At 65.3% G+C, this 21,712-nt stretch carries 18 protein-coding genes; 10 read left to right on the plus strand and 8 right to left on the minus strand.

The features are described from left to right. The first annotated feature begins 13 nt into the window (after window positions 1–13). A complete protein-coding gene (locus ACIPV2_RS03570) occupies window positions 14–1,117 on the plus strand; it encodes a glycosyltransferase family 4 protein (RefSeq protein WP_400838587.1) in 1,104 nt (367 codons plus the stop codon). A 15-nt stretch (window positions 1,118–1,132) separates the two neighbouring features. On the opposite strand, the gene ACIPV2_RS03575 is transcribed toward ACIPV2_RS03570, so the two are convergent. From ACIPV2_RS03575 to ACIPV2_RS03590, 4 genes are read right to left on the minus strand one after another with little or no spacing between them, the layout of a single operon-like run. Beyond that, entirely contained in the window at window positions 1,133–2,365 is a 1,233-nt protein-coding gene (locus ACIPV2_RS03575) for a hypothetical protein (RefSeq protein ID WP_400838589.1), read from the minus strand. Beyond that, the gene (locus ACIPV2_RS03580; RefSeq protein ID WP_400838591.1) at window positions 2,358–2,771 is read right to left on the minus strand and encodes a DUF2304 domain-containing protein; all 414 of its coding nucleotides are present in this window, start codon (window positions 2,769–2,771) and stop codon (window positions 2,358–2,360) included. Before ACIPV2_RS03580 ends, ACIPV2_RS03575 begins: the two co-directional genes overlap by 8 nt. After that, on the minus strand, window positions 2,768–3,505 hold the full coding sequence (locus tag ACIPV2_RS03585) for a glycosyltransferase family 2 protein (RefSeq protein ID WP_400838593.1): 738 nt from the start codon (window positions 3,503–3,505) through the stop codon (window positions 2,768–2,770). Before ACIPV2_RS03585 ends, ACIPV2_RS03580 begins: the two co-directional genes overlap by 4 nt. 51 nt (window positions 3,506–3,556) lie before the next feature. Further along, window positions 3,557–6,250, minus strand: a complete 2,694-nt coding sequence (locus tag ACIPV2_RS03590; RefSeq protein ID WP_400838595.1) for an LGFP repeat-containing protein — start codon at window positions 6,248–6,250, stop codon at window positions 3,557–3,559. Between the two features lie 100 nt (window positions 6,251–6,350). Here ACIPV2_RS03590 and rfbA point away from each other — a divergent pair, with 100 nt between their 5' ends. From rfbA to ACIPV2_RS03630, 8 genes are all read left to right on the plus strand, one after another. Beyond that, complete coding sequence (gene rfbA, locus ACIPV2_RS03595) at window positions 6,351–7,220, plus strand: glucose-1-phosphate thymidylyltransferase RfbA (protein ID WP_400838597.1); 870 nt, start codon at window positions 6,351–6,353, stop codon at window positions 7,218–7,220. After that, complete coding sequence (gene rfbB, locus ACIPV2_RS03600) at window positions 7,220–8,218, plus strand: dTDP-glucose 4,6-dehydratase (protein ID WP_400838599.1); 999 nt, start codon at window positions 7,220–7,222, stop codon at window positions 8,216–8,218. The genes rfbA and rfbB overlap by 1 nt, the downstream gene beginning before the upstream one ends. Beyond that, a complete protein-coding gene (locus tag ACIPV2_RS03605; protein ID WP_400838601.1) occupies window positions 8,181–9,638 on the plus strand; it encodes a sugar nucleotide-binding protein in 1,458 nt (485 codons plus the stop codon). Before rfbB ends, ACIPV2_RS03605 begins: the two co-directional genes overlap by 38 nt. After that, window positions 9,635–11,776 carry an acyltransferase family protein gene (locus ACIPV2_RS03610; protein WP_400838603.1) on the plus strand — a complete coding sequence of 714 codons (2,142 nt, stop codon included), beginning with the start codon at window positions 9,635–9,637 and terminating at the stop codon, window positions 11,774–11,776. The genes ACIPV2_RS03605 and ACIPV2_RS03610 overlap by 4 nt, the downstream gene beginning before the upstream one ends. A gap of 60 nt (window positions 11,777–11,836) precedes the next feature. Beyond that, window positions 11,837–13,912 (plus strand): acyltransferase family protein, encoded by a 2,076-nt coding sequence (locus ACIPV2_RS03615; RefSeq protein ID WP_400838605.1) that lies wholly within the window; start codon window positions 11,837–11,839, stop codon window positions 13,910–13,912. A gap of 93 nt (window positions 13,913–14,005) precedes the next feature. After that, a complete protein-coding gene (glf, locus tag ACIPV2_RS03620; protein WP_400838607.1) occupies window positions 14,006–15,154 on the plus strand; it encodes a UDP-galactopyranose mutase in 1,149 nt (382 codons plus the stop codon). Between the two features lie 7 nt (window positions 15,155–15,161). Next, window positions 15,162–15,980: an ABC transporter permease gene (locus ACIPV2_RS03625; RefSeq protein ID WP_400838609.1), complete on the plus strand. Its 819-nt coding sequence runs from the start codon at window positions 15,162–15,164 to the stop codon at window positions 15,978–15,980. Next, on the plus strand, window positions 15,980–16,717 hold the full coding sequence (locus ACIPV2_RS03630; RefSeq protein ID WP_400838611.1) for an ABC transporter ATP-binding protein: 738 nt from the start codon (window positions 15,980–15,982) through the stop codon (window positions 16,715–16,717). The genes ACIPV2_RS03625 and ACIPV2_RS03630 overlap by 1 nt, the downstream gene beginning before the upstream one ends. Window positions 16,718–16,787: 70 nt before the next feature. Here the strand turns inward: ACIPV2_RS03630 and ACIPV2_RS03635 are convergent, their stop codons facing one another. The 4 genes from ACIPV2_RS03635 to ACIPV2_RS03650 all read right to left on the minus strand — a co-directional run bounded on the left by ACIPV2_RS03635 (window position 16,788) and on the right by ACIPV2_RS03650 (window position 21,169). Then, on the minus strand, window positions 16,788–17,405 hold the full coding sequence (locus ACIPV2_RS03635; RefSeq protein ID WP_400838612.1) for a hypothetical protein: 618 nt from the start codon (window positions 17,403–17,405) through the stop codon (window positions 16,788–16,790). Then, entirely contained in the window at window positions 17,402–18,361 is a 960-nt protein-coding gene (locus ACIPV2_RS03640) for a glycosyltransferase family 2 protein (RefSeq protein ID WP_400838614.1), read from the minus strand. The genes ACIPV2_RS03635 and ACIPV2_RS03640 overlap by 4 nt, the downstream gene beginning before the upstream one ends. Before the next feature lie 70 nt (window positions 18,362–18,431). Continuing rightward, complete coding sequence (locus ACIPV2_RS03645; protein WP_400838616.1) at window positions 18,432–19,757, minus strand: O-antigen ligase family protein; 1,326 nt, start codon at window positions 19,755–19,757, stop codon at window positions 18,432–18,434. Continuing rightward, window positions 19,754–21,169, minus strand: a complete 1,416-nt coding sequence (locus ACIPV2_RS03650; protein WP_400838617.1) for an O-antigen ligase family protein — start codon at window positions 21,167–21,169, stop codon at window positions 19,754–19,756. Before ACIPV2_RS03650 ends, ACIPV2_RS03645 begins: the two co-directional genes overlap by 4 nt. 173 nt (window positions 21,170–21,342) lie before the next feature. Here ACIPV2_RS03650 and ACIPV2_RS03655 point away from each other — a divergent pair, with 173 nt between their 5' ends. Next, entirely contained in the window at window positions 21,343–21,660 is a 318-nt protein-coding gene (locus ACIPV2_RS03655) for a WhiB family transcriptional regulator (RefSeq protein WP_101187161.1), read from the plus strand. Window positions 21,661–21,712 lie beyond the last annotated feature (52 nt).

Genomic DNA, 21,712 nt, shown 5'->3' on the forward strand with positions numbered 1-21,712 from the left:
CTACGCTGGTTCGGTGCCTCGCGTCTTCGTCGATCTTCTGTCCTACACCGGAACCAAGGGCGGAATGGAGACCTACACGCGCGAGCTGTATCGCGCTCTCGGGCAGCTTCCCGGTGAGTGGGAGTACATCGGCTACGTCTCGAGAGAGGGCGCGAAGCTCGACCTGACATGGTTCCCCGGCGAGATCGTCGAATCCGGCATCAGCGGCGAGAACCGATTCGTCTGGGCATGGGGTGAGCTGACGCGCGTCGCGCGCGCCGCGCGACGCGCTGGTGTCGACCTCGTGCACGCGCCAGCGACGCTCGGCCCTCGCCGCACGCGGATGCCGACGGTCGTCACGATGCACGACATGCTCTACTGGAGCCACCCCGAGCTGATGAGCACACCTCTCTACACGGCACCGGTGAAGTGGATGGAGAGACAAGCCGCCGCGAACGCTGCGCGGATCATCACCATCAGTCCGACATCGCAGGGGGAGATCGCCAAGTACCTGCGGGTCCCGGCGGAGCGCATCGACGTCATTCCGCTGGCGGGAGCGGCACCTTCCGCTGTCGACCGCTCTCTCGCAGGGTCTGAAGGCCCGCTGATCCTCGCCATGGGGAATCGGCGCCCCCACAAGAACTGGGCGGCGCTCATTCGCGCTGTGGCTCTGCTGCGCCCCGAGGATCGCCCACGCATCGTCATCACAGGTGGCCGAGGAGAGGATCCCCTCGCTCCGCTCGTCGAAGCCCTCGGCGTCACCGATTCCGTCGACCTCCGAGGGTGGATCGATGACCACGAGGTCGCCCGACTGTACTCGATAGCGACCGCACTGGCCATCCCGTCCTTCGCCGAGGGGTTCTCGCTGCCGACACTGGAGGCGATGGGCGCTGGGCTTCCGGCACTGCTCAGCGATATCGAAGTGCACCGCTACGTCGGGGGAGAAGCGGCGCGGTACTTCGATCCAAAGGACGACCACGCGCTGGCGTCGCTGCTTCTCGCAGTAGCCACCGATCGGGATCTGGTCGCGGACATGACGTCCGCCGGACGTGCCCGGGCGGCTGAGTTCACCTGGGCGCGAACCGCGCTGGAGACGCGCGAGGTGTTCGAACGCGCGCTCGTATCCGACCCGCGCTGATCCGGCTCCGGCAGTTCATTCCCCTTGACGCTGCGCTCGACGCACGGCGGTCATGTGCACTGCGGAGCCGATGACCGGCCCGACGAGCAACGCGGTGAGAACTCGTGAGTGCGCGTCGAATGGGAGCATCAGGGTCACGAGAGTCGCCAGCGCACTCACTGCCCAGCCGGCGGTGTACCAGGCATGTCGGTTGCCGGCGAGGACGGCAGGGCCCGTGATGCACATCACGCCGGTCAGTCCGGCGCTCACCACGATGAGCGCGAGGTCTGCGGCGGGAAGGCTCGAGAAGGAGGGGAACACCGCGGAGAGCAGCGCAGGGCCCATCAGGGCTGCGAGCAGTGCGAGCACGACCACCAGGGCGAGCACCAGGATCACCCAGCGAACGATCATGGATGCTATGCGATCGGCACGGTCACGGAATGAGACCACGAGGTAGCCCTGAAGTGCCAGCAGTGGGACGACCAGCGGCGCACGCGTGAGGGTGATGGCGAGGATCAGGACGGCGAGCAGCTCCGAGCCGGCATCTGAAGCAAAGGCATTGATGAGCAGCGGCAGTCCGCTGATCAATGCTCCCGTCGCCAACGATGCGAGAACCGTTGCGACTGAGTTTCGAGCCAGGCGACCGATTTCGACATCAAGGCCCAGCCTGGTCTTCACCCGTCGACCGGTCCAGATCCACATTCCGGCGACTGCGACGGCGAACGGCGCAGCGATCGCCCAGCCGAGCACCGTCGCCCCGGCTCCGGCGAGAAGCGCCCCGGCTATCGTCAGCAGTCGGATCGCGGAGTCCGACACGGTCATGCCGGCCACAGCAGGCCAGGCAGCCAGACCGTAGAGCGCCCCACTGAGAGCGGCGACGAGCGTGTAACCGCCAGCCGCGAGAACAAGGATGAGAACGAAGGCAACGGTGTCCGATGGGAACACCCGGGGACCGATGAGAGCGAAGACCGCCGAGACGCTGACAGCCACCACGACGGCGGCTGAGATCGTGAACGTGCGCCAGGTGTGGTAGCCCGCGCCGGACGGATCGGGGCGGGCGGCCCGCGTGATCTCCTGCTGGACGCCGGACACACACGTGACTACCAGATAGATCGCCGACCACGTGGTCGCGAAGGGCAGGTAGGAATCCGGTGCGAAGATCGGAACGGCGATCTGGATGAGGTAGCCGATCGCTCCGGCGATGACCGTGGCGAGCAGAATGTAGCGCAGCGCTCCCGAGGCAGCCCGCCCTTCGGTTCGATCAGCCATCGAGCTCGTCGTGGCGATCGATACTCTGCCGTTCGGATGCGGGAGGATGCTCGAGGCGGTCGATGCGATTCAGAACCTCGTCGTGATCTGCGCGAAGGATCGCCAGCTCCTCGGCGGCCCTCCGGATCTCGTCCTCCGCCTGGGACTGCTCCCAGGACAGGTGCAGCGAAACGCCGAGCAGCAGGAGGATCGCCATCGCGAAAAGCAGATTCGCGGGCAGGACCACGCCGACGAGCGATGTCAGCGCGAGCAGGAGTTGGGGGAACAGGCCTAGGACGAGCATCGCGACTGCAATTACGATCCACAGCGCCGCGTACTTCTCGCGCAGTCGTCGGGTCAGCAGCATCGCCAGGACGGCGGCGAGCATCACGATAGCGAGGATGACGCCGGTGATCGCGATGGTCATGCTGTCTCCTCCGAGCGGCTTGCGAGACGCGGCCGACGCAGAAGTGCCAGGCCCAGGGCCATCACTGATCGTGCGAGATAGATCGTGGACCCGATTGGTCCCTGACTGGGATTACCGTGGACACGAGGGCGCATCGCAACGGGCACCTGCGTGACCCTGAGCCCCGCGTGGCAAGCGACGACGAGCGAGTCGAGGGTGTCGCCGAGGTACTCGGCGGGGTAGTAGGAGACGTACTGCGCGATCGCCTTCTCGTTGGCGGCGCGGAACCCGCTCGTGACGTCGGTCAGCGAGGTCTTCGCGACGCGGGACACGATGCGAGCGAGGACGACCATCGCCCAGCGGCGAGGGCCTTTCACCTTATAGTCGCCGACATCGCTGAAGCGCGCTCCGATGGAGATGTCGGCGGCCTCGAGGCCGGCGAGGACGCGATCGATGTCAGCGGGGTTGTGCTGACCGTCCGCGTCCACCTGGATCGCACGCCGATATCCCTTGCGCTGCGCATACGTAAAGCCCGTCCGCATGGCCCCGCCGACTCCGAGATTGAACGGGAGGCGCAGGACCGTCGCACCCGCCGCTCTTGCTACATCACCGGTGTCGTCTACCGAGCCATCATCGATGACCGCGACGTGGTAGGCGGCGCTCGACGAGATGATCTCCCTGACCGTGTTCCCTACATTCCGGGACTCGTTCCAGGCTGGCACGATCACCAGCACGGCATCAGGCTCCTGCGTCATAGTGACCTCAGTCTAATCGGCTGCTGCGAGGGTTCCGAATGGCGCCCACCTTCAGCGAACGACGACGCGGCCGTCGGCATAGAGGTAGATGGTTCCCTTCTGGAACTTCTGCTGCCACACGCCGTTGCCGCTCGTCTCGTTGAGCAGTGGCCACCCCAGTTCCCCCTCCGGGCCGCCAAGTTTCCAGTACTCACGATGCAGAACGCCGCGGGTGACCGCCAGCGCGTACGGCGAGACGTATGTCGTGCCTCCGACGAACGGCTGGATGTAGCCGTCGCTCACCTTCGCCTCGCTTTCCCTCGGGTAGGAGAGGGGGCCGGTGTACCCGCCACTGCTCTGGAATACCCTCCACATCGTCCCTCGCACCGCGGACGTGCCCCATCCGCTCGTGGCGATGGATCCCAGCTGGAAGGGCTGGGCCTTCCCAGCGCCAATGGGCGCCGCCGGGCCAGTTGCGAAGCCGAATCCAGGCAATCCGCCGCCCCGCTCGTACTCTTTGAAGGTGTCAAGAGCAACCGCGGAGGCGGAGCCCGAGTAGGGCACGAAGACCACTCCCCGCTCGAAACGCTGGGAGTAGCCTGCGGCTGATTTCTGCTCCGGCTCCAGCGGAGCCCCGAGAACGGGCACCCCGCCGGCGATCCGGAATGCGCTCAGCGTTGCACCGACGATGGCGTGCGCGCCGCCCGTTTTCGGCGACACGAGGAGGCCGCCCTGGAAAGCCTGTTCGGTCACTCCATTCGTTACCACAGACGAGCCCACGGGCCAGCCGAGCCGGCCGGTCTGCCCTCCGAGACTGTCCCATGCGGTAGCCATGCTGCGGGGCAGTGCGACGAGTGCGGTCGGAGCGCAGATGATCCGCCCGCCGTCGAATTCCTGAACGAAGCCGTCTGCGAGCGCACGCTCTCCGGCAGTCGCCGCACCCAAGAAGCTGGACGCACCGCCCGTTGCGTCGTACGCCGTCTTGATCGCGCCGCGAACGCTCCGTGCGCCCGCTGCACCCTTGGTGAAGGTGAAGGCGGAGAACCGCTGTGAGGAAGCCGTCTTGGAAGCGACGACGGGACCGGTAGGGAAACCGGTCTTCTCGACCCCGCCTGCGGCCGCCACGGCCGACGCGAATGTGGTCACTGCGAACGTGCCTGCCGGCGAGGAGTAGATCTGACCGGAGGCGAACTGCTGCGACGAACCTCCGGGGAGGTCGGAGGCAGAGCCAGTCGGGCGACCGAGTGCTCCCGACTCGTAACCCTGCTCGGCGTACACGCTCACGAAGGGCGCCTTGACGACGGTGACCGAAGACGCTTTTCGGAAGGCGACGGCATTACTGAGGAGCACTCGCTGCGTCCCGTCTCCGGCATCCGTCACGCCGGAAGTGGGGATGCCGTATGCCCCACCGGTGCCGCCGACAGAGTTCAGCCAGGCCGTCCACGTCGCGTCGAGGAGGAAGACACCGGAGGCAGACTCATAGGCCGCGCCTCGGTCGAACGTCTGCGTCGCGCCACCCGGTACTCGGTAGGCGCGGCTCGTGGGCCACCCATATGAGCCGAAGACATTTCCCACGGACTCATGGAGTCGGAACATCGGCGCCGCAATGGCGAAGGCGCGTCCATCCGAGCGCTCGTAGATGCGCCCGTTGTCGAAGTCCTGGTATGCGCCGCCGGTGATGGCGATCCTGTCGCTGGTCGGCCAGCCGAGGCCGCTGGCGACCTCGCCCACCAGACGGTACTCGGTGCGGATCGGGCCAGTCACCGTGCGGCCGGGCTGACCCGCCTTCACGAAGATGTCGGCGTTGGCGAACTGCTGAGACCACCCGGGGCCCGTGGACCAGCTGCGCATATTCCCGACGGGCGTGCCGATCCAGCCGGTGCCCGCCCCATGCGCGGTCCAGACGTCAGCAATCGCGCCTGAAACGGTCAGGCCATTGCGGGGGTCGCCGAACCAATCGCTGAACAGCTGGAAAAAGTTCCTGTTGCCGTAACTCGAGCACGCATCCCCTGTGCCGTATCCGGCATTCAGGGCTGCACGGTTGGGCTGATAGGGCGTGTAGTAGTACAGGGCTGCCGTGGCGGTGTTCTCGACGCGCACGGGCGCAGAGCCACATGATGCGTTCGGATGATAGCGAATGTTCCAGGTCTTGCCCGGGGCGTAGTAAGTGAACCACCGGCCCTCCGCATAGATCTGCATCTGACGGGCGGCCCCGTAAATCTGGTAGAAGAAGCCGGAATATGCGGGGTCACACGGAGCGGTGTCAGGACACCCCTGTCCGAGCGCCATGTCGTAACGCCAGGAACTCGGCCACGTGTGGGTCACCAGGCTCTGCTCCTTCTCGAGCATCACGATCAGGACGCGCGGGTTGATGCCGCACGAGACCGAGACGCGGTGAATGATCGTCGCCGCCGATTCGTTCGCAGCACCCGAGTATCCGTTGCAATAGCGGTCGGCCGGCCGGTTCGGCGTGTTCTGCCGATAGTCCTTGAGGCACACGTACCCCGACTGGCACGACTTGACCTTGGACTTGAAGAACGTGTCCATCTGCGTCGCGTTCATGGCCGAACTGTTGAAGAACACGCTGTCGGCGATGATGTTGCCGGGGGTGAACGTCGACAGGTTCGCGCTCTTCGCGGTTCCAGCAGTCACCTGAGGGGCGGCGGCAAGTGCCGTCTCGGGGGCGCCGATAAGGGAACCGATCGCAAGGCAGGCCGTGACGACGATCGTGGCGAACCGGCGGGAGACGGAGATTTTCGGGTGCACGACACGATTGTCCCAGGTATCAGCCGAAATACAGGAATTCCGGTGGAACCGGTGCACCCCAGTCAGACGTGAGGTACGTGCGGTGTGACACGATGGACGAGTGAAGGGAATCATTCTCGCTGGCGGCTCCGGCACCCGGCTGCATCCGATCACGATCGGCATCTCGAAGCAGCTCATCCCGGTCTACGACAAGCCGATGATCTACTACCCGCTTTCCACGCTCATGCTGGCGGGGATCAGAGACATCCTCATCATCACGACGCCGCACGACGCATCGCAGTTCGAACGGCTGCTCGGCGACGGGTCGCAGTTCGGCGTGAACCTCACCTTCGCACAGCAGCCCTCGCCGGACGGCCTCGCCCAGGCCTTCGTCATCGGCGAGGATTTCATCGGCGACGACAAAGTCGCGCTCGTCCTGGGCGACAATCTGCTTTACGGGCCCGGATTGGGTACCCAGCTCAAGCGCTACACCGACGTCGATGGTGGAGCCGTCTTTGCGTACTGGGTCGCGGACCCCAGCGCATACGGCGTCGTCGAATTCGACGCGGAGGGCAAGGCCGTCTCGCTGGAGGAGAAGCCGGAGCATCCGCGGAGCAGCTTCGCGGTCCCGGGCCTCTACTTCTACGACAATGATGTCGTTGAGATCGCGCGCGGACTGCAGCCGAGCGCACGTGGCGAGTACGAGATCACCGACATCAACCGTGCGTACCTGGAACGTGGGTCGCTGCAGGTCGAGGTCCTTCCACGCGGCACTGCCTGGCTCGACACGGGCACGTTCGATCAGATGTCGGATGCCGGTGACTACGTGCGGACGATGGAGCGACGCACCGGTCTGCGCATCGGAGTGCCAGAAGAAGTCGCGTGGAGGCAGGGTCACCTCACGGACGATGAGCTTCGCGAGCGAGCGGAGCGCCTGGTCAAGTCGGGATACGGCGCGTACCTGCTGGAGATCCTCGGAAGGGGTCATTGATGTCGAACCTGCTCGTCACCGGCGGTGCCGGATTCATCGGGTCGAACTTCGTCCACTACGTCGCGCGCGAGACTGATCACCACATCACCGTGCTCGACTCGCTGACCTACGCAGGCAACCGCGCCTCGCTCGACGGGATCCCCGAGAATCGTCTCACGTTCGTCCATGGCGACATCACGGATGATCAGCTCGTCGACACTCTCGTCGGCGAGGCCGATGCGGTCGTCCATTACGCGGCGGAGTCGCACAACGACAACTCGTTGCACAGCCCGCGGCCGTTCCTCGACACGAACATCATCGGCACATACACGCTGATCGAGGCCGCGCGCCGGCACGGCACGCGGTTCCACCACATCTCCACGGACGAGGTGTACGGCGACCTCGAGCTCGACGACCGCGAGCGGTTCACCGAGAACACCCCCTACAACCCTTCCTCGCCCTACTCGTCCACCAAGGCAGGCAGCGACCTGCTCGTGCGCGCGTGGGTGCGCTCCTTCGGGCTGCAGGCGACGATCTCCAACTGCTCGAACAACTACGGCCCCTTCCAGCACGTAGAGAAGTTCATCCCACGACAGATCACGAACGTCATCCGGGGCATCCGTCCCAAGCTCTATGGAGCGGGGGAGAACGTGCGCGACTGGATCCATGCCGACGATCACTCCTCAGCTGTCCTCACGATCCTCGATGAGGGCCGCATTGGCGAGACTTACTTGATCGGGGCTGACGGCGAGCGGAACAACAAGGAGGTCGTCGAGCTCATCCTTCAGGAGATGGGTCACGATCGGAACGCATACGATCACGTCACCGACAGAGCTGGCCACGATCTGCGCTACGCGATCGACTCGACCAAGCTGCGCACTGAGCTGGGCTGGTCGCCGCGGTTCGCCGACTTCGAATCCGGTCTCGCTGCCACCGTCCGCTGGTATCAGGAGAACGAGGCGTGGTGGGCGCCGTCCAAGGATGCGACAGAGGCGTTCTACGCGTCGACGGGGCAGTGACTCAGTGGGTGACATCGAGTTCGGCAAGCCGCTTGCTGTGACGACGACGCCGATCCCTGGCCTCGTGGTCTTCGACCTGCCCGTCCACGGCGACTCCCGCGGGTGGTTCAAGGAGAACTGGCAGCGCGAGAAGATGACGGCCGCGGGGCTGCCCGATTTCGGCCCGGTGCAGAACAACGTCTCGTTCAACGACGCGGTCGGCACCACACGCGGCATCCACGCGGAGCCGTGGGACAAGTGGGTGTCGGTGGCGACCGGCCGGATCTTCGGGGCCTGGGTGGATCTGCGCGAGGGCCCGACCTTCGGCGCTGTCTTCACGACGGAGATCGACCCGTCGAAGGCTGTCTTCGTGCCTCGCGGAGTCGGCAACTCGTACCAGACGCTCGAGTCCGACACAGCGTACACGTATCTCGTGAACGACCATTGGTCCCCGGACGCGTCCTACTCTTTCCTGAACCTCGCGGACGAGACAGCTGCCATCGACTGGCCCATTCCGCTTGACAAGGTCGAGGTTTCTGCGAAGGACCTGTTACATCCGAGCCTCGCTGGCGTTACGCCGATCCCTGCGCGTCGCACTCTCGTCGTGGGCGCGGGCGGCCAGTTGGGCAAAGCGCTTCAGGAGGAATTCGGTAATCTCGCGCACGTGGAATGGGCAACACGAGCGGAGTTCGACCTCGGGTCCCCCGATCTCCGGGCCGCACGTCGCTGGCGCGATTACGACACCATCATCAACGCCGGCGCATACACCGCGGTCGATCGCGCAGAGACACAGGACGGCCGTGTGGGCGCGTGGGCGGCTAACGCGAGTGGACCAGCAGAACTCGCTCGCATCGCGTCCGAGTTCGGTATCACGCTGGTGCACGTGTCAAGCGACTACGTCTTCGATGGGTCGAAAGATCGCCCTTACCGCGAGGACGATGCGGTCAGCCCTGTGAGCGTCTACGGGCAGACCAAAGCCGCAGGTGACATCGCGGTTGCGACAACACCTCGCCATTACATCCTGCGCACGTCCTGGGTGATCGGCGACGGCAATAACTTCGTGCGCACGATGGCCTCACTCGCCCAGCGCGGCATCGACCCTCGCGTGGTGGACGACCAATATGGCCGGCTCACCTTCGCTTCGCAGATCGCTGCCGCGGTCAGGCACCTACTTGACACGCGTCCCGCCCACGGCGTCTACAATCTCACATCGGCGGGAGACGCCATGACCTGGGCTGACGTTGCCCGGCTGATTTTCGAGCTGACAGGGAGCGACCCCGCTCGGGTGACTGGTGTTTCCACTGAGGAGTACTTCGCTTCCGCGTCGGCTCCGGTCGCTCGGCGCCCGTTGAACAGCGTGCTCGAGCTCACACGTATCCAAGAGATCGGCTTCACACCGCGACGTGGCATCGATCTGCTGCGGGAGTACCTCGCCCCGTGAGCGCTTCGCTGCAAGCAGCGGAAGACGTGACATCCTCAACCAAGACTGGCCGCTTCCGCACGGACATTCAGGCGCTCCGCGCCATCGCCATCGCTCTGGTTGTCTTGAACCACCTCTGGCCCGTGCGGCTGACTGGTGGGTACGTCGGAGTGGACGTGTTCTTCGTCATCTCAGGATTCCTCATCACGGGGCATCTCGCTGGCGAGATCACGCGGACTGGCGGCGTACGCCTCGGCGCGTTCTACGCGCGGAGAATTCGTCGACTGCTCCCTGCCGCGTTCCTCGTGTTGGTCGTGTCGCTGGGACTGGTTGTCGCCTTCTTGCCGTACCCACGATGGGAGCGAAACGCCTGGGAGGTCGCGGCCAGCGCAGGGTACGTCGAGAACTGGTTTCTCGCGGCCATGACCGTGAACTACTCCGCGCTGAATGACGCGGCGAGCGTCGTTCAGCACTACTGGTCGCTGTCTGTCGAGGAGCAGTTCTATATTGTCTGGCCTCTCGTTCTACTCGCAGCCGTCGCCGTGACGAAGCGACGGCGCCGATCCGTGAGTAGGCGGGCGCAGAGTAGCCGCATGGCCACATCACTGACGGTCGTCGTGACGATTCTCTGCCTGTCGCTCGCTAGCAGCGTGGTCTACACGATCGCTGCGCCCTCGCAGGCGTATTTCGCTACCTTCACCCGGGGCTGGGAGTTTGCGATCGGCGGTGTGATCGCGCTCGTGGGTAACCGCATACAGATTGCTCGGGCGAGCGCCAATATCGTCTCGCTCTTCGGCTTCGCGCTGATCGCATTCGCCGCGGTGACGTACGACCAGAAGACATCGTTTCCTGGGTATATGGCGCTCTTACCAGCGGTTGGGACGGCCGCGGTCATCTTCGGGGGCACTGTAACCCCATCGCTCTGGCACTCCAGAGTGACAGCCATGCGACCCGTCCAGTGGGTCGGGGGGATCTCCTACTCGCTTTATCTGTGGCACTGGCCGCTGATCGTCGTCGTCCCCTTTGCGATCGGCGCTGAGGCCAGCACCCTCTCGAAATTCTCCGTACTGCTTCTTGCCCTCGTGCTCGCAGCTCTGACGAAACGTTACGTCGAAGACGGTGGGCAGAAATGGGCTTTCTGGCGGACTTCATCACCCCGTAGCGCCGGGCTGATGCTAGGCGGCATGCTCGTGATCGGTGCTCTCGTCGCCGGTCTTCTGACTTGGTTCCACGCCCGAGTAACGGCCGATGGTCCTCCGAAGAATGTGATCGCGAGCTCGTGCGAGGGACCTGCGGCCCTCGCGCCCGAAGCGCAGTGCGACGACCCCTTTGGGCGCACGGAGTACTCCCTGATGACTCCTCAGAATGAGTACTTCTACACGCCCCCGCAGTGCGGTGACTTCTTGCAGGCTCTTGCTTACGGGGAACGGCGGACGACGCATCGCTGCGACTTTTCCGGTGGAGCGTCGAATCCAGTGCGTGTGTGGTTGGTGGGAGACTCTCACGCACAGCAATGGCAGGGACCTGTCTTCGATATTGCGAAGGACAAGGGCTGGATTGTCACGACGAGCTATTACGGGGGTTGTCCGGCGGCGGATGTCGACTTCATCGGTTTTCGGAGCCCCTGGGGCGCCAAGGACGCCGAGCAGTGCCGGGAGTGGTCGCGCGATCTGATCGCCGCAGTTGCGGAAGAAAAGCCAGATCTCGTCATGACGGCGATGGCGTCGCGGCAGCAAATCGTGGATGACGGTAGCGGCCGGCCCCAGGTGGATCAGATGTCAGACGCTCTGGTGAAGACGTGGGGGCGCTGGGCAGCGGAGGGCACCAAAGTATTGGCGATCGCTGATCCGCCGTTCAACGCAGAGGTACGCAACCCCGACTGCGTGCTTCTCAATGACAGTCAACCGGAACTGTGCGCACGCCCCAAGGAGGACTCGCAGCCCGTTGACCCCGTTGTCATCGCCGCTGAGGCGGCCAACAGTGAAGACGTGGAGCTGCTCGACTTAACCGATCGCTTCTGCGACGACGCGTCGTGCTACGCGGTGGTCGGGGGGATTCCCGTGTATTACGACGCCGACCATCTGAATCTTGAATACGTACGGATGCTCAGACCACAGATGGAAGACGCGGCGGACGCGTTGCTCGGCACCGGGCGCTAGGGTGGAACGGTCTGCAGTCGACCCGAAGTGACTGCACTGACCCACTGTGAGATACCTGCTATGAAACTCATGCATCTCCGAGAGCGCTTAAGCGCGCCCGACACGACGACGAAGTCGGAATACCGCACGGATATCGATGGACTTCGCGCTCTGGCGATCCTCCTTGTGGTGATCTACCACGTCTGGCTCGGTCGCGTGTCCGGCGGCGTGGACGTGTTTCTCATGGTGTCTGCGTACTTCCTGACGGCCTCGTTCGTTCGCCGCGTCCAAGGCGAGCAGCCGCTCGCTCTTGGGTCGTTCTGGCTGCGCCGATTCCGACGGCTGCTCCCCGCAGCCGCTGTCACTATCGTCGGCGTGCTTGCGGTCGCGTTCGTGAGCTACCCGCGGACGGAATGGCCTCGAATATGGGCGGAGGGGTGGTCGAGCCTCTTCTACGTGGAAAATTGGCAGCTAGCATTCTCGGAGGTCGACTACTACGCGCGAGATGCGGTGAGACCTAGCCCATTCCAACACTTCTGGTCGTTGTCCGTTCAGGGGCAGGTTTTCATTCTCTGGCCGTTGATCATCGCTGCCGTCTGGCTGCTCCTGCGAGGTCGTCGGCATGCCATCGTCCCGGCGTTGGCGATCGTTTTCGGCGCTATATTCGTCAGTTCCCTGACATTCTCGATCGTCGAGACCTGGCGAGCCCAGTCCTTCGCATACTTCGACTCCCGGGCGAGACTCTGGGAGTTCGCGGCGGGATCGCTCGTAGCGCTCGCGCTCCCCTTTGTGCGCTCTCCTCGATGGAGCGCCGCAATCCTCGGGTGGAGCGGCGTCATCGGGATCGTCCTTTGCGGTATCGTCCTCGATGTCGAGAGCGGGTTTCCGGGGTACTTGGCACTCTGGCCGGTCGTCTGCACGGCGCTGGTCATCGTTGCCGGGCGTGATCGTGCCCCTTATGGACCGTCACCACTCCTCGAGTCTGCGCCCCTCCGCTACGTCTCCCGTGACGCGTACGCCCTCTACCTCGTGCATTGGCCCGTGCTGGTGACCTGGATGGTAGTCACCGGACGTTCGGAGCCCGGATGGCTCGCCGGCCTGTGTATCGTGGCGGTCTCGTTCGTTCTCGCCCGCCTCGTATCTGCACTTGTCGAGCGTCCGATTCGCGATGCCGCTGCACTTGACCGGCTGCCCCGGCTTGGTGCGGTAGTGCTCGTCGCCGCAGTCGCCGTCCCCGCGGTCCCGCTCGCATCGTGGCAGTTCGTGATCAAACAAAAGGAGGCGGCGCTGATGGCGACCGACTCGGGCGGATACCCGGGCGCCGCGCAGGTCGACAACCCCATCGACCTTGATGGCATCGACCTGCCCCTGATCCCTTTTCCGACGAAACTCGACGACGAATGGGTCGATATCGGCGCCTCCTGCTCCGGATCGCTGGAGCCGACCGAGTCTGTGCTGAAGGACAGTTGCGTCCAGACACACGCCGCCCTCAACCCCCAGGCGTTCCGCGTTCTTGTGATGGGTGACTCCCACGCTCAGCAGCTGATGTCGCCGCTAACTACACTGGCCGAAGAACAAGAATGGGGTCTGCTCGCGCTACTCAAAGGGGGATGTTCGATCGGTGTGGGCGCCCCGACTCGGTCGGTTGCCGGCCCGGAATGCGAAGAATGGAGGGCGGCGGCTGTCGATTACGCGATGCGGATCCAGCCAGATGCCGTCTACCTCGTCGTGACGCGGGCCACCCCGTCCTCGCCGGAAGTGCTGGTGGAGGGAATCGAGAATGTTGTGGATGCCCTCACCGCCGAGGGCATCGAGGTGATCGCGGTGAGGGACAACCCGCGCTTTGACTTCGACATGTATGAGTGCGCGATCACGGAGTCCGAGGCCCCACCCGGTGCGCGGGTCAAGCCCTGCAGCGTTGCCGACATCGGGTTGGCCGCGCCTGACCAGCTGGACGCACTCGCGGCCAGGCGCGGCGTGACCTTGGTCGACTTCCGCCCTTGGCTCTGTCCCGACGGATTCTGCCGCGGCAGCATTGGCAATATCGGCGTGTACATCGACGACAATCACCTGTCCAACGCCTACGGCCGCACGCTCACACCGATACTGAGAAAACTGCTTCAGCCGGAGGAACGAACGGGTGGGGACACGGGATAGCAGGTTCCATAGAGCCGCTCCGGGTAGTGTTGGTTGCTGTGCACACGGCGAGCTTCGCGCCTCATCAAGCCTCACCGGGCAGAAAGCAGGAAAATGGATCTTCTCGTCGTTGGCTCGGGTTTCTTCGGCCTCACCATCGCTGAGCGTGCCGCCGAGGCTGGCCGCAAGGTGACCGTTATCGATCGTCGCCACCACATCGGCGGCAACGCGTACAGCGAGCCGGAGCCCGAGACGGGTATTGAGGTCCACCGTTACGGCGCTCACCTGTTCCACACGTCGAACGCCACAGTGTGGGAGTACGTCAACCGGTTCACCACGTTCACGAACTATGTGCACCGCGTCTACACGAACCACAACAGCGTCGTGTACCCCATGCCGGTGAACCTCGGCACGATCAACCAATTCTTCAACGCTGCTTATTCGCCCGACGAGGCGCGTGCACTGGTCAAGGAGCAGGCAGGCGAGTTCGATGTCAAGACGGCGCAGAACTTCGAGGAGAAGGGCATCGCTCTCGTCGGCCGGCCGCTGTTCGAGGCGTTCTTCCGCGACTACACCGCGAAGCAGTGGCAGACGGATCCTCAGAAGCTCTCGGGCGACATCATCAGCCGGCTCCCGGTGCGCTACACCTACGACAACCGCTACTTCAACGACACGTGGGAAGGATTGCCCACCGACGGCTACACCGCGTGGCTGGAACGCATGGCGGACCACCCCAACATCGAGGTGAAGCTCGACGTCGACTACTTCGACGAGGCTCAGCCGCTCAACAAGCGCGACACCGTCGGGCAGCTGCCGGTTGTCTACACCGGACCAGTCGACCGCTACTTCGACTATGCCGAAGGCGAGCTCAGTTGGCGCACACTCGACTTCGAGCAGGAGGTTCTGAACGTCGGAGACTTCCAGGGCACCAGCGTGATGAACTACCCCGATCTCGACGTGCCGTTCACCCGCATCCACGAGTTCAAGCACTTCCACCCGGAGCGCAAGGAGATCTTCGAGTCGGACAAGACGGTCATCATGCGCGAGTTCTCGCGATTCGCGAACCGCGAGGACGAGCCGTACTACCCCGTCAACACGTCGGCGGACCGCGACGGCCTGCTGGCGTACCGCGAACTCGCCAAGGGTGAGCAGGACGTGCACTTCGGCGGTCGGCTGGGAACTTACCAGTACCTCGACATGCACATGGCCATCGGATCCGCTCTCTCGATGTGGCGAAACGAGCTGTCGGGTCAGGACGACTGACGAGAACATGAGCAGGACCACCGTCGGCGCGCCCGGCACTCCGCAGCGCTACGTTCATTCGCTGTGGCTGCTGTCGGCGCGTGACCTGAAGGTCCGCTACTCCACGAGCGCTCTCGGCTACCTCTGGTCGGTTCTCGACCCGCTCGTGATGAGCGCGATCTACTGGTTCGTGTTCACGCAGGTGTTCCAGCGCGACGTCGGCGAGGACCCGTACATCATCTTCCTCATCAGCGGGCTGCTGCCGTGGGTGTGGTTCAACTCGTCTGTGTCCGACTTCACGAAGGCCTTCAAGCGCGACTCCAGGCTGGTCCGCTCCACCGCCATCCCGCGTTCGATCTGGGTCAACCGGATCGTGCTGAGCAAAGGCATCGAGTTCCTCTTCTCCCTCCCCGTGCTGGCACTGTTCGTCGTCGTGAACCTGCTCACCGAGAGTGACCCCGGTCACATCGTGCAGATCGGCTGGGGAATCCTCTGGATACCGGTGGCGGTGGCGCTGCAGATCGTCCTGCTTGTTGGGCTCGGGCTGCTCGTGGCGCCTTTATGCGCGCTGTACGCCGACCTCGAGCGAACGACCGGACTGATCCTGCGCGCGCTCTTCTACGCGACGCCCATCATCTACAGTGTCTCCAACCTGCCCGAGCCGTTCGACGTGATCGGAGCCTTCAACCCCCTCGCCGGCATCTTCACGCTTTACCGGATGGCGTTCTTCCCCGATCAGTGGAACACGCTCACCGTCGTGATCAGCGCGGTGATGAGCCTGCTGATCCTCGCGCTGGGAGTCTGGGTGTTCCGCAGCCTCGAGCGTCCCGTGCTGAAGGAGCTGTGATGACCGCAGCCATCGACGTGAAGGACCTGGGCGTGCACTTCCGGCGCAACCGCCGCGGACGTCGAAGCTTCAAAGACCTGTTCGCAGGTGCCTCCCGTCGCTCTCGCCCGGGCGAGTTCTGGGCTTTGCGCGACGTGAGCTTCACTGTGCGGCCGGGGGAGTCGATCGGCGTGGTCGGCCGGAACGGACAGGGCAAGTCGACCCTGCTTCGCCTCGTCGCCGGCGTGCTTCTTCCCGACGAAGGACAGGTCACCGTGCACGGTGGCGTCGCGCCCCTGATCGAGCTCACGGGTGGCTTCGTCGGCGACCTCACGGTGCGAGAGAACGTGCGGATGACCGCGGGGCTGCACGGCATGTCACGCGCCGAGGTCACGAAGCGCTACGACGAGATGATCGAGTTCGCCGAGCTGACCGACTTCCAGGACACGCCGTACAAGCATCTCTCGAACGGCATGAAGGTGCGGCTGGCCTTCTCCGTGGTCTCGCAGCTCGACGAGCCCATCCTGCTGGTCGACGAGGTGCTCGCCGTTGGCGATAAGGCGTTCCGAGAGAAGTGCTACAAGCGCATCGACGAGCTGCTGGCTGAGGGACGCACCCTCTTCTTCGTGAGTCACAACGAGCGTGACCTCCGACGCTTCTGCAAGCGCGGCCTCTACCTCGATAAAGGTTCGCTGGTGCTGGACGGATCGATCGGCGACGTGCTCGACCGATACAACGCCGACCACAACATCCGCTGAAGCGCGGACCGGCGGTAGCCGCGTGTTGGACGCACCTCGCTGATCGAAGGAGCGCCCAGGGGATGGATCGTTAGAGACCGACCAGTTGGCGCAGCGTCTTGACTGCTGTCCGCGAGGTATCCACCGACACACTGGACCCCTTCGCCGCGGCCGCCCGCAGAGAGATCAGACGCTCGGAATAGGTTCGGAGGCCGTCCTGCCAGTCGGATGCGATCGACGAAGGCGCGGCAACCTCGGCCAGACGCTGAGCATCGTCCTGCAGATTATCGACGACGGCCACGGCATCCTGTCCGCTGCTCGCCTCGACGATGCTCAGGCCCGTGAGCGCATCGTCGAGCCACCCCTCGACCTGGCCCCGGAACTGCTTGACGCTCGGGTCCGCGACCGGAGGAGCTGTATCGACCGGTGTCATCGATGGCTCGGGCTCCGCAGAAGGCTCCGCAGGCGGCTCATCGGAGGGAGTAGCGGACGCGCTTGCCGATGGCGTGCCCGACGTACTCGGCGAAGCACTCGCACTCGCCGTCGGCGTCGCATCCGCGAGCGGCGCCCCTGGCCGCAGGAACAGCCAGAACACCAGCGCCGCGATCACCACCGCAGCGATGGCCAGGCCGACGATCAGCCAGGTGCGGCCCCGCTTGGGCTTCTCCTCCGGGTGCGCCCAGACGTACTCGGGCTGCTGCTCGCTCATCGTGCCTCCAGTGCCGGCATGGGCTGCCAGGTGCGGTCGCGGCTGATCCGGCCGCCGTCGCGCAGTCCGCGGAACAGGTTGCTCGTGCCGCGCACGGTGCGCTCGACGAAGAGAAGCCGGATCAGCTCCTTGAAGAAAGTGGCCGTTGTGCCGAGGCCGAACAGCACGGGGCTGTACGCGCGGTGCACCCGGTAGTAGTGCTTGATGTATGCGCGGTTGCGCATGATGTAGTACCGGTACGCGTTGCTTGACGCGTTCATGTGCCGGATGCCCATGTCCCACTGCTTGATCTCACGGGTGCGCCGCAGCACGAACTCGTCGACGATGACCGCGGTCGTCAGCCGGGACGCCAGCCAGCCGTACATCTGGTCGTCCCAGTAGATGAAGAAGCGCGGGTCGGGGAGGCCGATCTGCGCCACGATCGAGCGGTGGATGAACATCCCCTCGAAGCATCCGCTGTTCATCTCCTTGAAGCCCGACGAGTCGAACTTCGACGGGGCGAACGGAATCGGGATGCCCATCCGGTCGGCGATCCGGTACTGCCAGTAGAACTCGCTGCCGTCGTAGTCGTAGCGCCGGCCCTGGATGCTCTTGAAGCGGCGTGACCAGCGGCCCATCTTCGCGAGACCGTCCGGCAGCACCTCGACGTCGTCGTCCATCATCCAGATCCATTCGGATCCCAGCTCGTACGCCGTGCGCATGCCCTCGCTGAAGCCGCCGGAGCCGCCGGTGTTGGTCTCCAGGCGCCGGTAGACGATCTCGGTGCCGATGTCGTCGCGGAAGGCATCGACGACGTCCGTCGTGTCATCCGACGAGGCGTTGTCGATGATCACGACGCGGCCGGGCTTCGGATCCATCGACCGGATGCTGGTGAGCAGCCCGCTCAGCAGGTGCGAGCGGTTGTAGGTGACGATGACGATCGACGCGGTGGACGGATCGAACGCGCTGCCGGTCATGCCTGGCTCTCCGAACGGGTGCGGACGGGCGAGGATTCTGTCACGGGGGTCACGGGATCACAGTCTATCTTCATGATCTGGTGCTGCCCGGGAGCGGCGGCCGCTCGGGCCCCAGCGCCGGAATTGCACCGGTGTGCGCGGCGTCGATGCTCTCCCGCCACGACCTGGTCTGCCCCGCCCGCAGGGCGCCGAGCACCAGCAGCAGCCAGCCGGTCGCGGTGAGCGCGAAGCTCTCGAACATCGACTCGACGCCGAGGGTGACCAGCACCAGCGGCGCCCAGGCGTACACGACAGAGCGTCGCACGCTCGCCACCAGCCACGAGCGGACCAGTGCGACCCCGCCGAGCACCACGAAGAGCGCGAGCCCTGCCCAGCCGAGCTGCAGCAGGGTGTCGAAGTACGCGTTCAACGCCGACTGGTGGTGATCAGACAGCAGGAAGTTGATGTAGGTGAACGGGTACTCGCCCCGCGGCCAGGCGCCGAACCAGCCGTACCCGGTGATCGGCCGCTCGGCGATGAAGTCGAGCATCATGTTCCACAGGTCGGCGCGGGTCGAGAAGTCGGAGCCGGCATCGAGAAGGCGGATGATCTGGTGCCGCAGCGCGAACGCGACGATAAGCGCCACCAGCACCAGCCCGCCCAGAACCGCCTGCACGGCGCCGCGCCGGTGCTCGGGTGCGTGTCGCACGATCATCAGCGCCACCGTCGCCACACCGACAGCCGCCGCGAGCACGACGACCGTCGGCGAGGCCGAGAACAGCGCCAGCGAGCCGCCGAGAGCGACCGACAGCACCCCCGCGACGCGGCCGATCGACTGCGTGCGCCACTCGATCACGAAGGTGATCAGCGCGATCACCGCGATGAAGCCGAGCAGGTTGCGGGTGCCGAAGATGCCCTGGATCGGGCCGCCGACCGCGAGCGAGCCCTCGATGCGGAGCAGTCGGAAAGGGGTGTCGAGCAGGACGCCGAACATGATCTCGAGGGCGAGCGACAGAGTCAGCAGCCAGCGCAGCGTGTCGCCGAGGGCGCGCACCGTCTGCAGCGTGTCGCGCACGTGGCCGATCGTGATCGCGATCACGGCGTAGCCGAGCAGGGTGAACCAGCCGGCGACCGTGCCGCCTCGGTCAGACGACCACAGCACGCTCAGCAGCGCGAGCAGCAGGAAGCCGAGCAGCGATGTCGGGGCGAAGCGCAGCAGCGAGAGCTCGTCCCGGCGAACGGCCAGCACCGCGACGCCGATCACCGCGAGCGCGCCGATGATGGTCGTCAGGCTCACCGGGGACATCATCCGCTCGATGAGGAACGACGAGAAGACCGCGGTGAGCGCGGTCAGCGTATAGGCGCGGGCGAACAGCGCCGAACCCAGCAGCGAGACGACGAGGCGCCGCGGGGTCATGGCACCTGCCGCGACTGGGGGCCGTGCGAGATGACCGGGGTGCGCTCGCCGACGCCGACGCCGATGAGCGGCACCGCCTTCATCTTGAACGAGAGCAGGATCAGCAGCAGCCAGCCCCAGAGCATGATGGGCGCCGACTCGGCGAGCCCCTCGACGAGCAGCACCGCGGTGAACAGCACGGGCAGCAGCGACAGGGGGGAGTAGGGGCGGCGGGCATCCGAGTCCCACCGCGGCCGGTCGACGGCGAAGAACCACGCCCGCCACGCGAGCGCCAGCCAGGCGATCGCCATCAGGACGACGCCGACGGCGCCGAGCTGCAGGAACACATCGAGCCACATGTCGTGCGCGTGGAAGACGCTGAGTCCGTGGTTCAGGATCCAGCCGTCGAATGCGGGATCCCAGGGCACCCAGGGGGAGGAGAAGCCGTTGCCGAACACGGGCCTGGTGATCGCACGCTCCCACACCGCCTGCCAGATCTCGATGCGCCCGGTGAGGTCGGATCCCTTGCCGAGCGCCGACAGGAGCCGGTCGCGCAGCAGCACTGCGCCGCCGATGCCGACGATGGCGACGGCGGCGAAGACGAGGTAGAGCCTCCCGCGTCGTCGCGGCGATGCCGCGCGCACCACGAGCACGGCGGCGAGCACCGCCACGACGACGGCGATGCTCAGGTAGACGGTGGCCGAGGCGGCCTTGACGAGCAGCACGGCGGCCAGCACGGCCCAGAAGATGAGCATGCTGCGCCTGCGCACCTGTGTCGCGTACAGCACCGCGAAGACGATCAGCGCGAACAGGCACATCATCGCGAGGGTGTGCGCGTTGCCCACCACGCCCTGGATCCGTCCATCGTCGAAGAGGTTGCCGCGCACCCAGTAGAGGTGCGGATCGATCTTCCCCTCGGGCAGATCGACGAAGTTCGGCAGCAGGGGATGACGCAGCACGAGTGCGACCCACAGCTCGATCGCCAGGGACAGACCCAGGATGAGCTTGAGCGCGCTCGAGATCGCCCGGGCGATCTCGTTCCACGTGAGGGTGGTCGCGATGAGCACCGCGGCCACGGTGATGGCGGCCAGCAGCGACCAGGTGAGCAGCGTGGCCACGGGCCAGCGCGACCACAGCGCGGATGCCAGGGCGAGCGCCACGTAGGCGAGGGCCGCCCACGGCAGCCGGCGCCAGGGGAAGCGGGTGGGCCGCTGGGCGACGACCTCCGGCACCCAGATGGCGAGGGCACCGGCGGTGAGGACGACCAGCAGGATGCCCGAGCCGAGCGCTCCGAAGGTGTTGTACACCGCCGTGTGCGCGAAGAGGCAGAACAGGGCCAGCACGCTGTATGCGCGCACCATGAGATGCCCGGTCGTCTCGCGGGGTGGGGCCGCGGGGCGACGGGCAACGGGATGCTTGCTGTACACGGCCATCGGGTTCAGGTTATCGCGCCGGCTCCGAGCACACGCGACACGCCGACGGACGTCGAATGAACCTTAAACGGCCCGTTGAGGGTTTACGATCCGCGACTTGACCAGGGCGAATGACACGGGTGTAATTAGTGATGCAGGCCCGGAGGGGGCACAAGCAGGGTTGGGAGATCGAGATGACGGGTTACCGGTCGGACGTTCCCGAGAATTGGTTCGTCGATCCAGTGAATCTCGGCGTACCCGGAGTACGCCGGGCTGACGCCGAAGATGACGGCGCGCTCGCCTGGCAGGTCGACGCGCTGTGCGCGCAGACCGACCCCGAGGCGTTCTTCCCCGAGAAGGGCGGCTCGACGCGAGACGCCAAGCGCATCTGCACATCGTGCGACGTGCGCGGCGAATGCCTCGAGTACGCACTGAGCAATGACGAGCGCTTCGGCATCTGGGGCGGTCTCAGCGAGCGCGAGCGCCGCAAGCTCAAGCGCCGCGCGAGCTGACGGCTTCGCGGGCACGCCGAGTCCGATGGCCGGCGCCCCGCGTATGCCTGTC

The sequence above is a fragment of the Microbacterium sp. NPDC089987 genome (genome assembly GCF_044748505.1).
Classification (GTDB): domain Bacteria; phylum Actinomycetota; class Actinomycetes; order Actinomycetales; family Microbacteriaceae; genus Microbacterium.

Bases quoted from the DNA above. Each gene is read 5' to 3' on its own strand.
- ACIPV2_RS03575 (WP_400838589.1), bottom strand. From the start codon at position 2,365: ATGGCTGATCGAACCGAAGGGCGGGCTGCCTCGGGAGCGCTGCGCTAC.
- ACIPV2_RS03580 (WP_400838591.1), bottom strand. From the start codon at position 2,771: ATGACCATCGCGATCACCGGCGTCATCCTCGCTATCGTGATGCTCGCC.
- ACIPV2_RS03585 (WP_400838593.1), bottom strand. From the start codon at position 3,505: ATGACGCAGGAGCCTGATGCCGTGCTGGTGATCGTGCCAGCCTGGAAC.
- rfbB (WP_400838599.1), top strand. From the start codon at position 7,220: ATGTCGAACCTGCTCGTCACCGGCGGTGCCGGATTCATCGGGTCGAAC.
- ACIPV2_RS03605 (WP_400838601.1), top strand. From the start codon at position 8,181: ATGCGACAGAGGCGTTCTACGCGTCGACGGGGCAGTGACTCAGTGGGT.
- ACIPV2_RS03615 (WP_400838605.1), top strand. From the start codon at position 11,837: ATGAAACTCATGCATCTCCGAGAGCGCTTAAGCGCGCCCGACACGACG.
- glf (WP_400838607.1), top strand. From the start codon at position 14,006: ATGGATCTTCTCGTCGTTGGCTCGGGTTTCTTCGGCCTCACCATCGCT.
- ACIPV2_RS03625 (WP_400838609.1), top strand. From the start codon at position 15,162: ATGAGCAGGACCACCGTCGGCGCGCCCGGCACTCCGCAGCGCTACGTT.
- ACIPV2_RS03630 (WP_400838611.1), top strand. From the start codon at position 15,980: ATGACCGCAGCCATCGACGTGAAGGACCTGGGCGTGCACTTCCGGCGC.
- ACIPV2_RS03635 (WP_400838612.1), bottom strand. From the start codon at position 17,405: ATGAGCGAGCAGCAGCCCGAGTACGTCTGGGCGCACCCGGAGGAGAAG.
- ACIPV2_RS03640 (WP_400838614.1), bottom strand. From the start codon at position 18,361: ATGACCGGCAGCGCGTTCGATCCGTCCACCGCGTCGATCGTCATCGTC.
- ACIPV2_RS03645 (WP_400838616.1), bottom strand. From the start codon at position 19,757: ATGACCCCGCGGCGCCTCGTCGTCTCGCTGCTGGGTTCGGCGCTGTTC.
- ACIPV2_RS03650 (WP_400838617.1), bottom strand. From the start codon at position 21,169: ATGGCCGTGTACAGCAAGCATCCCGTTGCCCGTCGCCCCGCGGCCCCA.
- ACIPV2_RS03655 (WP_101187161.1), top strand. From the start codon at position 21,343: ATGACGGGTTACCGGTCGGACGTTCCCGAGAATTGGTTCGTCGATCCA.